The organism is Billgrantia bachuensis, from assembly GCF_011742165.1.
In the GTDB taxonomy this organism is placed as follows: Bacteria; Pseudomonadota; Gammaproteobacteria; order Pseudomonadales; family Halomonadaceae; genus Halomonas; species Halomonas bachuensis.
This window is the reverse complement of sequence record NZ_JAAQTO010000040.1, coordinates 47867-64189: the sequence shown is the minus strand read 5'-3', so window position 1 is coordinate 64189 and position 16323 is coordinate 47867. Positions and strand designations below refer to the sequence as shown.

The following is a 16323-nucleotide window of genomic DNA, read 5'->3' as shown; positions in this document are numbered from 1 at the left end:
GGTAACCCTACCCTGTCGCTATTCGAGCAGAGCCTGGCGCAGGGTGGCGGCGACCACTTCCAGGCCCTGGTGCAGGAGATGGCCGACGCTTACGGCAGCGGTCGCTGGGAGGGCGACCGCGAGAGCTGGCCCGATTCGATCGATGATAGCGACTGGCGGCGCCTGACCATCGATCATCGCCAGTGCACCAACCGCCGCTGCGGCCACTTCGCCGCCTGTGCGTTCTTCCGTGCCCGTCGTGACCTGGAGAGTGCCGACATCATCGTCGCCAACCACGACCTGGTGCTGGCGGATCTCTCCCTGGGCGGTGGCGTAGTGCTGCCGCCTCCCGGAGATTGCATCTACGTTTTCGACGAAGGTCACCATCTACCGGACAAGGCGCTGAACCACTTCGCCCATCGCGTGGGCATCAATGGTGCTTTGCGCTGGCTGGGCAACCTGAAGAAATCGCTGACCGAACTCAACCAGGCCTTGGCGGTACAGCCGACGCTGGCGCGGCTATTGGCCGGCCTGCCGGAGACCATTGCGGCACTCGAGCCGCGCCTGGGGGAGGCCTTCTCGCTGGGCCATCAGTTGGCCGGGCGCCAGCATGGGCTGGAGGAGGGCGAAGAGGGCCACCAGTATCGCTTCGAGATGGGCCGGACTCCCGATGCCCTGCGCGAGCACGCCGGCAACCTTCTGGTGGGGTTCGCCGAGCTTTCGCGCGCGCTCGAAACCATGAGCGATATCCTGCGTGAGAGTCTCGACCCCGACAAGCACACCGGGCTTCCGCGTGAACAGGCCGAGGCCTGGCTGCCGTTGCTGGCGCTGCTGCATGGTCGGGCGCTGGAAGCCCACGGCTTGTGGGAGGCCTACGCCGAAACGGATATCGATGGCGAGCCACCAAGGGCGCGCTGGCTGACGCTGGAGCGCTTCGGTGCCGATCCCGAACTGACCTTCTCGGCGAGTCCCGTGTCGGCTGCGCCGACCCTGGCCAGAACATTATGGGGCAGCTGTTTCGGGGCCGTAGTGACCTCGGCCACTCTCACGGCGCTGGGTCGCTTCGAACGCCTGCAAGAGCGCGCCGGCCTGGCCAACCGCTACCGCTATCAGCGCCTGCCGAGCCCCTTCGACTATTCCCGAGCGGTACTCAGCGTGCCGCGCCAGGCCGTCGATCCGGGCGACCGCGATGGGCATGAGCGCGCCATCGTCGACTTCGTCGCCGGGCTCGGCGAGAAGGAGGCGGTGCTGATGCTGTTCTCGTCGCGGGCGCAGCTGCGAGCCGTGGAGAAGGCGCTTCCTGGGAAGTGGCGCGATCGGGTGCTGGCACAGGACCGGCTGCCCAAGCGCGAGCTGATCGAGCGCCACCGGGCGCGGGTGGATGCCGGGGAGGGCAGCGTAATCTTCGGCCTGGCAAGCTTTGCCGAGGGCATCGATCTGCCCGGCGACTACCTGACCCACGTGGTCATTACCCGGTTGCCGTTCGCCGTGCCCGACGATCCCGTCGGCGCGACGCTGGCCGAGTGGATCGAGAGCCGGGGTGGCAATCCCTTCATGCGCATCAGCGTGCCCGACGCCTCGATCAAGCTGGTTCAGGCCTGCGGTCGGCTGATTCGCAAGGAGTCCGACCAAGGGCGCATCACGCTGCTCGACCGTCGCGTGCTCACCCGCCGCTACGGCCAGGCCCTGCTCGATGCCTTGCCCCCGTTTCGTCGCGAGATCGACGGTGCCTGAGGGGTAACGAAGCGCTCGGCAAAAAAGGCCCGCAGCGATGAACTGACCCCCGAAAGTTGGACACTGATCCAACCGTAGGGGGTCAGTTCAGCGAGGCGGGCCTTTTCACGAGTGCGACCGATGTCAGTCCTGGCGTCGCTCGGCCAGCACCGGACGCAGCTTCTGCGCCATTCGTGTCATCGTCTCCTCGGTGGTGGGCCAGTCGATACAGGCATCGGTGACCGAGACGCCGTACTGCATCTGGCTATGGTCGTCGAGAATCTTCTGACTGCCCCAGCCGAGATTGGACTCGACCATCAGTCCCATGATAGAGCGGTTGCCTTCGAGGATCTGGTTGGTGACATTATCCAGCACCAACGGCTGCAGCGCCGGATCCTTGTTGGAGTTGGCATGGGAGCAGTCGATCATGATGTTGGCCTTGATGCTGGCCTTCTTCAATTCCTGCTCGGCCAGGGCCACGCTGACGCTGTCGTAATTGGGCTTACCGTTGCCTCCGCGCAATACCACGTGGGCGTAGGCGTTGCCGCGGGTGCGGATGATCGCCACCTGGCCGCTCTGGTTGATACCGAGAAAATTGTGCGGATGCGATACCGACTGCAGGGCGTTGATCGCTACGTCGAGGCTACCGTCGGTGCCGTTCTTGAAGCCGACGGGGCTCGAGAGGCCGGATGACATCTCGCGGTGGGTCTGGGATTCGGTGGTGCGTGCGCCGATCGCCGACCAACTGATGCAGTCCTGGAGATACTGGGGCGAGATCGGGTCCAGCGCCTCGGTGGCCAGCGGCAGGCCGAGTTCGGATAGATCCACCAGCAGCTTGCGTGCGATGTGCAGGCCTTCCTCGATTTCGAACGAGCCGTTGAGGTGCGGGTCGTTGATCAGGCCCTTCCAGCCTACCGTGGTGCGCGGTTTCTCGAAGTAGACGCGCATCACGATATAGAGAGTGTCCTGTACTTTGTCGGCCAGGTCGCGCAGCCGGCGTGCATAGTCCAGGGCAGCATCGACGTCGTGGATCGAGCAGGGGCCGATCACCACCAGCAGCCGCGGGTCGGTGCCGTCGAGTATGTTCTGAATGGTCTGGCGTCCCTCGATCACCGTTCTCTCTGCGATTTCGCTGAGGGGGATCTCGTTCTTGAGGGCTTCGGGGGTGATCAGTACGTCTTGAGACAAGACGTTGAGGTTGCTGACCTGCTGATCTGACATGTTGCTACCTGTGTCGTGATGCGTTGATGGCGAGAGGATGAACTACTATACACCCGCCGAGGCAGAAATCAGCAATCGCAACGGAACCCCGTAGCCATAGGATTGTCACAGCGCGGCGGCATGGCGGCCGGCTTGATGCGCGGCCAAGAAACAGGAACACTTGTCGGAACGGACGATGACGTCCAGGGACTTTCAGCGGCCAACGGGCTCCAGGTTGATACCATGCATGCAGACTACCTAACGACGCATTCATTGCTTATCCCGCTTCAGGGATTCTCCCTGCCGGGGAGAGCATGAATGGGTAACCGGGAAACCGATCAACAGCTCGTGGAGCGTGCACAGAAGGGCGATACACGAGCCTTCGATCTGCTGGTCAAGAAATACCAGCACAAGATCATCGGGCTGATTGGACGCTATATTCAGGATCATGCCGAAGTGCAGGACGTGGCCCAGGAAGCCTTCATCAAGGCCTATCGGGCACTGGGCAAGTTTCGCGCCGAGAGCGCCTTCTATACCTGGATGTACCGCATCGCCATCAATACGGCGAAGAACCATCTGGTGTCGAGAGGGCGGCGGCCTCCCGGCAGCGATCTCGACATCGCCGACGCCGAGATCCTCGATCATAGTGGACGTCTGGCCGATATCGAGACACCCGAATCGTCGTTGGCTCGGGATCAGCTCGAGGCCGCCGTGTTCGAGGCGATCGAAAACCTTCCCGACGACCTGCGTACGGCAATCACCTTGCGCGAACTCGATGGGCTCTCCTATGAGGATATAGCCAATATCATGCAGTGCCCGGTGGGAACGGTGCGTTCGCGAATTTTCCGTGCACGGGAAGCGGTGGACCAGCACATTCAGCCGCTGGTGACAACGGTACGGACACGGGAGTCGTTAACGGAATGAAGCTTTCGACAATGTTTTTGCTTCGACGCTGAACTGTCTCGCGTCGATGACGTCTGATGCATTGACTGCTGTATGACAGTGATAAACATGGGCTGTCGGCATTCCGGTTGGGTGCGGTCGGGAATGCCGGGAATCATTGACAGCGAGGCAGGGCGCCTTGCCGATGTGGGGGTGTTAGGAAATGAGTCAGAATGCACGGGAATCGCTTTCTGCCCTGATGGACAGCGAAGGTGATGATCTCGAGCTGCGCCGGGTGATGAAGTCGCTCGAGGGCGAGCCGGATGCAGCGGAGGCGTGGCGGCGCTATCACTTGATGCGCAGTCTGCTGCGGCGGGATCATGACATCGATGTCAGTACGGATATTTCGGCCGGGGTCATGGCCAGGTTGGAAGCCGAGCCGGCGCCGATCATGGAGGAGTCGCGTATCGCACCGCGCCGCTCCTACCCCTTTGCCCGCAGCGCTGGCATTGCCGCCGCCGTCACCCTGATGGTGATCAGCGGGGTGCAGTTCTATCAGGGCAGCGACTTCGCCAATACGAGTGGAGGGGCTCAACTGGCTGATGGTGAGTCGCGTTCCTCCTCCGCTCAGCCGCAGCCGGGTCTTGCGGCGCAGGCGGGAAGTGGCAGCCAGGCGATGCCCGTCGGGATGCCGCTATTCTCTCCGGCGAGCTCGAACGGTCAGTCCGGCGTGATGCCGGTAGGGGCCAGCTTCGATTCCCCCTTGTTCATGACCCCCAACCCCCGCCAGTCACAGCGCTCCGATCAGGAGCAGGCGCGCCTGCTTCAGTCCTATCTCGATCGTCATGCCGAAGGCACGGCCTATCGCAGCGGCGATGTGTGGATGCCTTTGCTGCGCGGTTCCGGTAACGAGTCATTGGGGCAGCGCTGATGGCGGACAGGCGTATTGCAAAGCGCCTGGCCCTACTCAGCAGCGCTGCGCTCTTGGCCCATTTGTCGCCTGCCGTAGCCGAATCCACGGCAGGGCAAGTCGATACCGAGCGATTCGACTGTCGCCAATTGACGGATTGGGAGCAGCCCGAATCGCCGTTGGAATGGTTCGAGCGCAGCCTGTGGGCCAGTCATTGCCTCGTGTTCCAGGCGCGGGCGGTTCGTATTGGTATCGATGGCGTGCGTACGCTGGCGCTCTCGCGCGATATTCAGGATGGAATCGAGCGCGAAGTGGCGCGCTTTCTCGATGGGCCTCCGGTCTTCTTCGAGCGCCACGGTCGCATCGGCCGCATGAGTTGGTCCAGTGCCGATGAAGGCGCGCCGGCTTCTCCGGTGGGTATCGCGCGTCACATCGACCAGTATTACCGGCTCTCCATGGGCAGCGACGAGCGTATTGCCAATCGCAGCGCGGTGCGACTCGATATCGAACCGCTCGACGGAATGCGCTTCGGTCAGCGCCTGTGGCTCGATGCCCAGACGTCTCTGCCACTGAAGCGCGAACTGATCGATGACCGCGGGCGCGTCGTGGAGACTTTCCAGCTCACCGAGCTTCAGCCGCCTCAGCTGCATGAGGGGTACGTAGTGCTGGATGCCTACCGGGAACCGCCACGGCAGTCATGGTTTCCGGCCTGGCTGCCCGAAGGCTTCGTCGATCAGCCGATCGACAGCGATGCAGAGCGGCAGGATAGAGCGCTGGGGCATCGCATTTACAGCGATGGCCTCTCGACGCTCAGCCTGTTCGTCGAGCCGATCGAGGAGGGGCGTGAGCGCCTGATTCCCGGATTGCATCGCCTGGGTATCTCGCTCGCCGTGGTTCGCCACGTGGTGGCAGGAGAGCGTCCCCTTCAGGTCATCGTCATGGGTGAGTTGCCCCCGCGGGTACTCGTGCAGGTGGCGGAGAACCTGGTCTGGCGCGAGACGCCGGAATAAACGCACGGTCAGGCGTAATGCGTCCTGACCTCTTTGAATGAACGAGTCATCTTGAAAAAATGCTGCGCGGTTCCCTAGGTACCGGGTACCGCTTGAGAAGTTACCGCTTGAGACGAAGTAAAAGCTGATGCAGGAGCTCTTATGATGCCTTTGACGCGACAGTTTTCTCTTTGGGCGCTGCTGTTGGCCGTGCTGTTGTCATGGCAGTCTGCCTTCGCCCGTGACCTGCCGGATTTCACTGAGCTGGTCGAGCAGGCCGCCCCGGGGGTGGTCAATATTTCCACTACTCGGGTCGTATCGGATCGCTCGCAGGCTTTCGAGGGTTTCGGTGGGCAGGAGATTCCCGATATCTTCCGGCACTTCTTCGGCGACCGCTTTCCGGCGCCTCCGGGCGGCCCTGGGCGAGGCGGGGAACGGCAGTCGCTGGGGTCCGGTTTCGTCATCAGCGAAGACGGCTACATCCTGACCAATGCCCATGTGGTGGAGGGCGCCGACGAGATCCTCGTGCGTCTCAACGATCGCCGTGAACTGGAGGCCGAACTGATTGGAGCGGACACCCAGACCGACGTCGCGCTGCTCAAAGTGGAGGCCACTGACCTGCCGACGCTGAACATGGGCGATTCCGATCAGCTTCGCGTGGGCGAATGGGTGGCCGCCATCGGCTCCCCCTTTGGCTTCGATCACTCGGTGACCGCCGGTATCATCAGTGCCATTAACCGCACGCTGCCGCGCGATGCCTACGTGCCCTTCATTCAAACCGACGTGGCGATCAACCCTGGCAACTCGGGGGGGCCGTTGTTCAACCTCGACGGTGAGGTGGTCGGCATCAATGCCCAGATATTCACCCGTAGTGGTGGTTTCATGGGGGTCTCGTTCGCGATTCCCATCAACGTGGCCATGGATGTCGCCAGCCAGCTCCGCGACGACGGCCGTGTGCGTCGTGGCTGGCTCGGCGTGATGATCCAGCCGGTGTCACGCGATCTGGCCGAGTCGTTCGGCATGGATAATCCCAGCGGTGCCCTTATCGCCGATCTCGACCCGGAGGGCCCAGCGGCTCAGGCAGGCCTGCAGGCGGGTGACATCGTGCTGGAGGTCGATGGCGAGGAGGTGGAGCGTTCGCGCAACCTGCCGCGACTCATTGGCCGGGTGAATCCCGGAGACGATGCCGAGCTGACCATCATGCGCGATGGCGACCGCCAGGACATCACCGTGACCATCGGCGACTGGCCCGACAGCGAGGCACCGGTCCAGGCGCGCTCCAGTGAGTCGGACGCCCAGGCACGCCTGGGGATCGCCGTGGCCGAGCTCGATGAGGCCGAGCGTCAACGGCTCGGTATCGACAGTGGCGTGCTGGTGCGTGACATTGCCCCCGGCGGGGCGGCCGCCGAGGCTGGCATCCTGCCGGGCGATGTGATCGTCAGCCTCGATCATCATGCCGTGGAGGGTGCCGAGCAACTGCGCGAGCTGATCAACTCACTGCCTACCGATCGCGCCGTCCCCGTGCGCCTTTACCGCGAGGGTCGCTCCCTGTTCGTGGCGCTGCGCCTCGGCTGATTCGAGCTGACTCTGGGGAATGACTGGACACCTCCTGCTCATGGCGGGAGGTGTCCGCGTTTTGTCGGCCTCGTGAGGCTGTGCTGTCCAACCCATGGTCATGCCGGTACAATACCGGCCATTGAATTCTCATGACGTTAGCGGGCGCCGATGACTCCGCCGCTGCCGCGCTCGTGTCGAACATCGGATTGGGCTAGATGAGCAACGAAGCAAGCAATGAAAAACTGAAGCACATTCGGAATTTCTCGATAATTGCCCACATCGACCACGGCAAGTCGACCTTGGCGGACCGCTTGATCCAGAGCTGCGGTGGGCTTACCGAGCGTGAGTTGAAGGAGCAGGTCCTCGATTCGATGGACCTCGAGCGCGAGCGCGGCATCACCATCAAGGCGCAGTCGGTCACTCTTGACTACCTGGCTCAGGACGGCAATACCTACCAGCTCAACTTCATCGACACGCCGGGGCACGTCGACTTCTCCTACGAGGTATCGCGCTCGCTCTACGCCTGCGAAGGTGCCTTGCTGGTCGTAGATGCCGCTCAGGGCGTCGAGGCCCAATCGGTAGCCAACTGCTACACAGCCATCGAGCAGGGGCTCGAGGTGTTGCCGGTGCTGAACAAGATGGACCTGCCTCAGGCCGATCCCGACAAGGTCGCTCACGAGATCGAAGAGATCATCGGGCTGGACGCCACCGATGCCTGCCAGGTTTCGGCCAAGAGCGGCCTGGGTATCGATGCGCTGCTCGAGCGCCTGGTGCGGGACATTCCCTCGCCCAAGGGCGATCCTGAAGCACCGCTGCAGGCGCTGATCATCGACTCCTGGTTCGATAATTATCTTGGCGTGGTATCACTGGTAAGACTCTTCGATGGCACCCTGAAGAAGGGCGAGAAGATCCGCATCAAGTCCACCGGCCGTGATTGGCAGGCCAACGAGGTGGGTATCTTCACGCCGCTGCGCAAGGAGACCAACATTCTGCGTGCCGGTGAGGTGGGCTTCGTGGTGGCCGGCATCAAGGATATTCAGGGTGCGCCGGTGGGGGATACCATCACCCACGCCAAGACGCCGGACGTGCCGCGCCTGCCTGGCTTCCAGAAGGTCAAGCCGCAGGTCTATGCCGGCATGTTCCCGGTCAGCGCCGACGACTACGAGGACTTCCGCGACGCGCTCGAGAAGTTGGCGCTCAACGACGCCTCGCTGGAATACGAACCCGAGAATTCCGATGCCCTGGGCTTCGGCTTCCGCGTCGGCTTCCTCGGCACGCTGCACATGGAGATCATCCAGGAGCGTCTCGAGCGCGAGTACAATCTGGATCTGCTCACCACGGCACCTACCGTGGTCTACGAGCTGGCGATGAAGAACGGCGACATCCGCTACGTCTCCAACCCTTCCAAGCTGCCCGATATGGCCGACGTGGAGGAGATGCGCGAGCCGATCGTGCGCGCCAGCATCCTGGTGCCGCAGGAGTTCGTCGGCAACGTCATCATGGAATGCGAGAATCGTCGCGGCAACCAGCTCGACATGCAATTCCTCGGTAGCCAGATCCAGCTCACCTACGAGCTGCCCATGTCCGAGGTGGTGATGGATTTCTTCGATCGCCTCAAATCCATCTCCAAGGGCTATGCCTCGCTGGATTACAACTTCGAGCGTTTCGAGGCGGCCAAGCTGGTGCGTCTGGACGTGTTGATCAACGGTGACCGCGTCGATGCCTTGGCGGTGATCATCCATCGGGATCATGCTCATGGCCGTGGTCGGTTGCTGGTCGAGAAGATGAAGGAACTGATACCGCGTCAGATGTTCGACGTGGCGATTCAGGCCGCCATCGGTGGCCAGGTGATGGCGCGCTCAACCGTCAAGGCGCTGCGCAAGAACGTCACTGCGAAGTGCTATGGTGGCGACGTGACGCGCAAGAAGAAATTGCTCGAGAAACAGAAGGCGGGCAAGAAACGCATGAAGCAGGTCGGTCGGGTGGAGATTCCCCAAGACGCCTTCCTGGCCGTGCTCAAGGTGAACGACTAGGACCGGCGATATTATGGATTTTTCTCTTCTGTTGGTGGTGGCCGTCGCCATCACTGGGCTGATCTGGCTGCTCGATATCGTCTGGTGGCGTTCCGTTCGCCGTCGGAAACTGGCCGCCGTGGAGGCGGGTACCACGGAAGGGCTCGACGAGACCGCCCGCGAACGGGCGATGAAGGAGCCTTGGCCGGTAGACTATGCGCGCTCCTTCTTCCCTGTGCTGCTGGTGGTGTTGCTGCTACGCAGCTTTCTGGTGGAGCCGTTCCAGATACCTTCCGGTTCCATGCGCCCGACCCTGGAAATCGGCGACTTCATCCTGGTCAACAAGTACGCCTATGGCTTGCGCCTGCCGGTGACGCATACCCGCATCGTCGAGTTCGGCGAGCCCGAGCGTGGCGACGTCATGGTGTTCCGTTTTCCCAGCGAACCCTCGGTGAACTTCATCAAGCGGGTGGTGGGGCTGCCGGGAGACACCGTGCGCTACGAGGACAAGCAGCTCTACATCAACGGCGAACTCGTGCCCAAGCAACTGCTGGACGAGGCGCCTGCCACCGCGCCAGGCGAGTGGCTGCTCGAAGAGCAACTGGGCGAGATGAGTCATCATATCTACAATAACCCACGTGACCCGGGCCCCCGGGTGCGTGAGATCGTCGTGCCCGACGGGCACTATTTCACCATGGGTGACAACCGCGACCACTCCAACGACAGCCGCTACTGGGGCTTCGTGCCCGAAGAGAACGTCGTCGGCAAGGCGTTCGCCGTGTGGATGCACTGGAATGGCGGCCTCCCCAGCTTCACTCAGGTTCGCCGCATCCATTGATGGACCAGAAATAACAGGAATTTCGTGAGCAAATCCCTTAGTGCCTTCAGCCGCCGCATCGGCCACAGCTTCCGCGACGATTCGCTGCTGGAACTGGCCATGACCCACCGCAGCTTCGGGGGCCAGAACAATGAACGGCTGGAGTTCCTCGGTGACTCCATCGTCAATTTCGTCATTGCCGAAGCCCTGTACGAGCGTTTCCCGCAGGCTCGTGAAGGGCAGCTTTCGCGTCTGCGCGCGCGCCTGGTGCGTGGGCAAACATTGGCCGAGCTGGCGCGTGAGATGTCCTTCGGCGAGTGTTTGCGCCTGGGTTCCGGCGAGATGAAGAGCGGTGGGCACCGGCGCGATTCGATCCTGGCAGATGCGGTCGAGGCCGTGCTCGGGGCGATCTATCTCGATGCCGGCATGGATGTGGCCCGGACCCGCGTGCTGGCCTGGTACGCCGAGCGCCTGGAGGCGATCGACCTGCAGGACACGCAGAAGGATCCCAAGACGCGACTGCAGGAGTTCCTGCAGTCGCGCCAGTCGCCGCTGCCGCGCTATGAGGTAGTCTCGGTGGAGGGCGAGGCCCACGACCAGACTTTTACCGTGGAGTGTCACATCGAGCTGCTGGAATCGCATACTCTGGGCACCGGGTCCAGTCGTCGCCACGCCGAGCAGCAAGCCGCCGAGCTTGCGCTGCTCCAGCTCGAGAATCGTAAAGGGCAGAAATCATGAGCGAGACCTGTGGCTTCGTAGCCATCGTCGGCCGCCCCAACGTCGGCAAGTCGACCCTGATGAACCGTATTCTCGGGCAGAAGGTCTCGATTACCTCACGCCGGCCCCAGACCACCCGGCATCAGGTCATGGGTATCAAGACCGAAGGCGAGGCGCAGTTCATCTACGTCGACACGCCAGGCATCCACATTCTAGGCCGCGATCGCAACAAGGCGATCAATCGCTTCATGAATCAGGCCGCTACCCAAGCCCTGCGTGACGTGGACTGCGTGGTCTTCATCATCGACCGCACGCGCTGGACCGAAGAGGACCAAGTGGTGCTGACTCGGCTCGAGCACGTCGAGGCGCCCATCATCCTGGCCGTGAACAAGGTCGACCGGCTCGAGGACAAGAGCACGCTGTTGCCATGGCTTGCCGAGGTCGGAGCGCGGCGCGACTTCGCCGCCATCATCCCTATTTCCGCCAAGCACGGCACCAATGTGCCAGAGCTGGAGGCGGAGGTGGCCAAGCACCTGCCCGAAGGAATTCACCATTTCCCCGATGACCAGATCACCGATCGCAGCCAGCGCTTCCTTGCCGCTGAGCTGGTACGCGAGAAGATCATGCGTCAGCTCGGCGATGAGCTGCCTTACCAGGTAACGGTGGAGATCGAGGAGTTCCGCGACGAAGGCAGGGTGGTGCATATCAGTGCCTTGATCCTGGTGGAACGTGACGGGCAGAAGAAAATCCTCATTGGCGACAAGGGCGAGCGGATCAAGAACATCGGCCGCGAGGCGCGGCTCGACATGGAGCGTGCCCTGGATGCCAAGGTAATGCTCAACCTGTGGGTCAAGGTGAAACGCGGCTGGTCGGACGACGAGAGGGCGCTCAAGAGCCTTGGCTATGATCTCGACTGACCTCACCTGACGCTCCCGACCATGCAGCCGCAACCGGCCTTTCTTCTCCACAAGCGCCCCTACCGTGAGACCAGTGCACTGGTCGAGCTGCTGACCCTCGAGCATGGCCGCGTGCGGGCGGTGGCCCAGGGGGTACAGCGCCCCGGGTCGCGCTCGCGTGGGCGGCTACAACCCTTCGCCCCGTTGCACGTGACCTGGGTGGGGGACGGTGAGCTCAAGCGGTTGCGCTTGATGGAGAGCCGCGGCTCGGCGGCTCTGCTGGCGGGCGAGGGGCTGTTGTGCGGGCTCTATGCCAACGAATTGCTGACGCGAACGCTGCCGGTGGAACTGCCAACGGCGGAAGTGTTTGCCTATTACACGGCGCTGATCGAGGCGCTGCCGCGTCCCGATGGCCGTGCCGTGGCGCTACGGCGCCTGGAGTTCGCCCTGCTCGATACGCTGGATGCCGCACCGCGCTATACCACACCGGAGGGTGGGGAGCTCGATCCCGTATGTCGCTATCGCTTCGATACGGCCTCGCGTGCCTTCGTGCCCGGTGAGCACGGCCTCGACGGGCGTACCTTGCGCCTGTTGGCCGGCGGCGATTGGGCGACCCCCGGTCTGGCCGGTCCGGCCAAGGCGATTGCACGGGCGGCGCTTGCCCCCTTGCTCGGCGCCCGCCCGCTGCGTTCACGCGAACTGATGCGCCAGCTTGCCGAGCGACGCCGTTCCCCCTCAAACTGATCGCGACATTCCCCCGACCTGCAGCTGGAGTCCCTCATGTACCCCCCGCGCATTCTGCTTGGTGTCAACATCGACCACATTGCCACGTTGCGCCAGGCACGTGGCACCCGCTACCCAGACCCGGTCCAGGCGGCGCTGTTGGCCGAGGAAGCCGGCGCTGATGGCATCACCGTGCACCTGCGCGAGGACCGCCGTCACATTCAGGAGCGCGACGTGCGAATTCTCGCCGAAGTGCTCAACACGCGCATGAACCTGGAGATGGCGGTCACCGAGGAGATGCTGGCCTTGGCCGAGGAGATCCGTCCGGCGCATGTGTGCCTGGTGCCGGAGAAGCGCGAGGAGCTGACCACCGAAGGCGGCCTGGACGTGGTCGGCGGTTTCGATGCCATTGCGGCTGCCTGTCGTCGCCTGGCGGCGGTGGGCTGCGAGGTGTCGCTGTTCATCGATCCGGATCCGAAGCAGATCGAGGCGGCCAAGCGCGCCGGGGCGCCAGTGATCGAGTTGCATACCGGGGCCTATGCCGAGTGCACCGGCCAGGCGGCCCGGGAGGAACATGCGCGGCTGACGGCGGCAACGGAGATGGCACTGGAGCTGGGGCTCACGGTCAATGCCGGGCATGGCCTGCATTACCACAACGTCGAAGCGATCGCGGCGATCCCGGGTCTGCATGAGCTCAACATCGGCCATGCCATCATGGCGCGAGCGCTATTCGTCGGGCTCAAGGAGGCCGTGGCCGAGATGAAGCGGCTTATGATTGCCGGCCAGGAGGCAGGTTTCATCGCCTCGCTGGAAGAGCATGACCACGATCATCATCACGAGCACGAATGATCATCGGCGTCGGCACCGACATCGCCCGGGTGGCACGCTTCGAGGCCGCCATGGCACGCCATGGTGAGCGCTTCCCGGCGCGTGTGCTCGGTGAGCTCGAGCGCGAGCACTGGGCGCTGCGCGGCAACAAGGCTACCTTCCTCGCCAAGCGTTTTGCCGCCAAGGAAGCTTTCGTCAAGGCGCTGGGTACCGGGTTGCGCCATGGCATGCGCTGGGCCGAGATTCAGGTGGTCAACGATGCCCTGGGCCGTCCGTCCTTGATGCTTGCAGGCCGGGCGCACGAACTGGCTACCGCGGCAGGCGTCAGGTCCATTCACCTGTCCTTGAGCGACGAGGCCGAGCTGGCGCTGGCGATGGTGGTGCTGGAAGGCTTGTCCTGATGCCCGCCGTGCCATTCGCGTAGCCGTTGAATGGCTTGAAGAAGGTCTTCGATCAGCGTATCGACGTCCGTCATCCCGCGCGAGCGCAGTCGGGTCTCCAAGGTTTCCGCTACCAAGGCAAGTGCGGGTGCACCGCAGTAACGGCAGGCTCCATTGAGCGCGTGCACGACATCCAGTAGCGTCTCCGGGTCGCCGGTGGCATGGGCAGCCTGCAGTTCATTCACGGTTTTCGGCAGGGAAGCGACGAGTTCGTCCAGCAGTTCGCGGGCCAAACTTTCATTGCCGTTTGCCAGGCGGGTGCCCAGTTCCATGTCGACCACCGCCAGGTCGCTTGCAACGGCGGTATCACGAGGCGCGGGCAAGGCCGCTGCGGGAGGGGACGCCACCGGGCCAAGGTGACGATGCAGGACAGCCTCCAGGCGGTTGGAATCCACCGGCTTGACCAGTATTTCCTGCATGCCTGAAGCCTGTAACCGCTCGCGCTCACTATCGTGGGCATGCGCTGTCACCGCAATAACCGGGCAGCTCGACCACTGCCCTCCCAGGCGGCGTAGAGCCTGAGTCGTCTCGATGCCGTCCATCCCCGGCATGCGAATGTCCATCAGCACCAGTTGGAACGGGCTTCCTTCGGCTAGCGCCAGAGCCTCTTCGCCACTGCCGGCTTCGATCAACTCAAGACCGGGTCGTTGCAACAGCTCCCGCAGCAGCCGGCGATTGATGGCGTTGTCATCGACGATCAGCACGCGAGCCCGGCGTTCTTCCACGACCTCATGGCTGGGTTGTGCAGCTCTACAGCGACGCAGGGCATCCGCCAGTGCCTGGCGCGATACCGGCTTGGACAGGATCTCGCAGCCGTTGGGCAGGTGCAGGTCCGGCATTTCCAGCGGTGCCGCATTGACCAGTAGCAGCACGGGGCAGGGGCTTGCCTGAAGTCTTGATCGCCACTCCTCCAGCAGGGCTTCGTTCGGGTCGGCGGGCAGGGCGGCAACCAGCAGCGACGGATAGGGAGGGAGCAGGTCCGGTTGGCGGAGCTCCTCCACCTGGCCTCCCCAGAGCGTCAGCGAGTGGTTGAGTGCATGGCGTGTCGGGTCATGCGGCTCGTAGAGGGCGACCCGTTCATTTTCGAAAATGGCTGCATGAGCGATCTCACCCTTGTCGATCACGTCCAGCGGCAGGGTGAAGGAGAAGGTCGAGCCCCGTGACGGTTCGCTCTCCACCGTGATTTGCCCACCCATCTGCTCGACCAGTTGCCGGCTGATGGCAAGGCCCAGTCCGGAACCGCCGTAATGGCGAGAGTGACTGGCTGCGGCCTGGCGAAAGGCCTGGAACAGGCTGTGCTGCTCCTGCGGCGTGAGACCGATCCCGGTATCGCTGATGCTGACGCGCAGCAACGCGCGCCCCTGAGAGTTCTGCTCCTCGAGCATCACGCGGACGATGACTTCGCCCTGCTCGGTGAATTTGAGCGCGTTGTGGATCAGGTTGGTCAATACCTGGCGAATCCGCAGCGGATCGCCACGCAGCAATGAAGGCACGTCGTCGTAGACCAGGCCCAGCAGATGCAGCCCCTTCTGGTGAGCCAGCGGTGCCTGTTGGCCCAACGCCTCGTCGACCAGCGAAACCATGTCCAGCTCGGCACGATCCAGCTCGAGGCGGCCCGCCTCCATGCGCGAAAAATCGAGTACGTCGTTGACCAGTGCCAGCAGGTTGTCACAGGCGATCTGCACCTGATCGAGCCACTCGCGCTGGCGGGGCTCGAGGCGTGAACGCCCCAGCAGGCGGCAGAAGCCGACGATGCCATTGAGCGGAGTGCGAATTTCATGGCTCATGCTGGCCAGGAACTCGGACTTGATCCGGTTGGCCTCCAGTGCCCTGCGGTGGGCCAGGTCGAGCTCGATGTTCTTGATCTCGATGGTTTCCATCGACTCTTCCAGATCGGTGGTGGTCTGCTCGATCTGGCGCTGCATGTTCTCGTGAGACTGCTTGAGTTCGTCACCCAGCGCATTCACATGCCGGGCCAGGCGCCGCAGCTCGGGGGCGCCCGCCTCGGGCAGGCGTGCCTCGAAATCGCCGCTACGCAGCCGCCGTAGTGCCTCGGCGGCATCGTCCAGGCTGGTGTCCACGCGACGACCGAGGGCCGAGGCGATCACGAACAGCAGCAGGCCGAGAATCAGCAGGCCAAGGCCCGTAGTGGCAAGGCGCCGATAGTAATCGAGGGTGAGTGGACGGCTGTCGATATCGAGCTCCAGCCAGGCACGGCTGGTCACGCTGCCTTCCAGCTCGGTGGGGGTGAGCGGCACCATCAGACGCCAAAGGTCGCTGCTGGTATCGAGATGCTGCTCGAGCGGTGGCGACGTCGCGACCTGGGCGCGGTTACGGCCCAGTTCCAGCTGGATCATGCCGCTGTCGGAATAGATCCCCACGCCACGCGCCTCATCGATGTCGAGCAGGCGTCTGGCCATGCTGTCCAGCCGTGACTGCTCGGCCTCGATGACGGCCTGGGCCATTTCCGGTGCTTGCTGTTCGGCAGCGGTGACGACGCGGTCAAGCAGGGCCGACTTGCGCCATTCGGTGTCCAGGTGCAGCACGAAAACCGCCACGAGCAGCAGCACCGATAGGGGGAGACACAGTATCCACAGTGTCATGCGATTTCCGAGCGACATCGGTATTCCTTGGTCACGGCCTTTCTCTTCCAGTATGCC

The 16323-nt window shown here is 63.3% G+C and carries 14 protein-coding genes; 12 read left to right on the top strand and 2 right to left on the bottom strand.

The genetic code is table 11. The annotated features are described in order from the left end of the window. On the top strand, positions 1–1713 hold a 1713-nt coding region (gene dinG, locus HBJ55_RS14780), incomplete at its 5' end, for an ATP-dependent DNA helicase DinG (protein ID WP_167116422.1). A gap of 123 nt (positions 1714–1836) precedes the next feature. Here the strand turns inward: dinG and HBJ55_RS14775 are convergent. Next, positions 1837–2913 carry a 3-deoxy-7-phosphoheptulonate synthase gene (locus HBJ55_RS14775; RefSeq protein ID WP_167116419.1) on the bottom strand — a complete coding sequence of 359 codons (1077 nt, stop codon included), beginning with the start codon at positions 2911–2913 and terminating at the stop codon, positions 1837–1839. A 297-nt stretch (positions 2914–3210) separates the two neighbouring features. Here HBJ55_RS14775 and rpoE point away from each other — a divergent pair, with 297 nt between their 5' ends. The 11 genes from rpoE (at position 3211) to acpS (ending at position 13624) form a co-directional block, all read left to right on the top strand. After that, positions 3211–3816: an RNA polymerase sigma factor RpoE gene (gene rpoE / locus HBJ55_RS14770; RefSeq protein ID WP_167116416.1), complete on the top strand. Its 606-nt coding sequence runs from the start codon at positions 3211–3213 to the stop codon at positions 3814–3816. Positions 3817–3997: 181 nt separating this feature from the next. Continuing rightward, positions 3998–4705: a sigma-E factor negative regulatory protein gene (locus HBJ55_RS14765; protein ID WP_167116413.1), complete on the top strand. Its 708-nt coding sequence runs from the start codon at positions 3998–4000 to the stop codon at positions 4703–4705. After that, complete coding sequence (locus tag HBJ55_RS14760; RefSeq protein WP_167116411.1) at positions 4705–5694, top strand: MucB/RseB C-terminal domain-containing protein; 990 nt, start codon at positions 4705–4707, stop codon at positions 5692–5694. Before HBJ55_RS14765 ends, HBJ55_RS14760 begins: the two co-directional genes overlap by 1 nt. 141 nt (positions 5695–5835) lie before the next feature. Next, on the top strand, positions 5836–7248 hold the full coding sequence (locus HBJ55_RS14755; RefSeq protein ID WP_167116408.1) for a DegQ family serine endoprotease: 1413 nt from the start codon (positions 5836–5838) through the stop codon (positions 7246–7248). A 197-nt stretch (positions 7249–7445) separates the two neighbouring features. Beyond that, positions 7446–9263, top strand: coding sequence for a translation elongation factor 4 (lepA, locus tag HBJ55_RS14750; RefSeq protein WP_167116406.1), 1818 nt, complete (start codon positions 7446–7448; stop codon positions 9261–9263). A 13-nt stretch (positions 9264–9276) separates the two neighbouring features. After that, positions 9277–10080 carry a signal peptidase I gene (gene lepB, locus HBJ55_RS14745; protein WP_167116403.1) on the top strand — a complete coding sequence of 268 codons (804 nt, stop codon included), beginning with the start codon at positions 9277–9279 and terminating at the stop codon, positions 10078–10080. A gap of 24 nt (positions 10081–10104) precedes the next feature. Then, entirely contained in the window at positions 10105–10797 is a 693-nt protein-coding gene (gene rnc / locus HBJ55_RS14740; RefSeq protein ID WP_167116401.1) for a ribonuclease III, read from the top strand. Beyond that, positions 10794–11693 carry a GTPase Era gene (gene era, locus HBJ55_RS14735; protein WP_167116398.1) on the top strand — a complete coding sequence of 300 codons (900 nt, stop codon included), beginning with the start codon at positions 10794–10796 and terminating at the stop codon, positions 11691–11693. Before rnc ends, era begins: the two co-directional genes overlap by 4 nt. A gap of 21 nt (positions 11694–11714) precedes the next feature. Continuing rightward, positions 11715–12416, top strand: a complete 702-nt coding sequence (gene recO, locus HBJ55_RS14730; protein ID WP_167116395.1) for a DNA repair protein RecO — start codon at positions 11715–11717, stop codon at positions 12414–12416. A gap of 36 nt (positions 12417–12452) precedes the next feature. Continuing rightward, positions 12453–13244, top strand: coding sequence for a pyridoxine 5'-phosphate synthase (gene pdxJ, locus HBJ55_RS14725; RefSeq protein ID WP_167116392.1), 792 nt, complete (start codon positions 12453–12455; stop codon positions 13242–13244). Then, complete coding sequence (gene acpS / locus HBJ55_RS14720; RefSeq protein WP_167116389.1) at positions 13241–13624, top strand: holo-ACP synthase; 384 nt, start codon at positions 13241–13243, stop codon at positions 13622–13624. The genes pdxJ and acpS overlap by 4 nt, the downstream gene beginning before the upstream one ends. Here acpS and HBJ55_RS14715 read toward each other — a convergent pair. Beyond that, positions 13558–16266 (bottom strand): ATP-binding protein, encoded by a 2709-nt coding sequence (locus HBJ55_RS14715; protein WP_240936135.1) that lies wholly within the window; start codon positions 16264–16266, stop codon positions 13558–13560. The two genes, acpS and HBJ55_RS14715, sit on opposite strands and share 67 nt — an antisense overlap. Positions 16267–16323 lie beyond the last annotated feature (57 nt).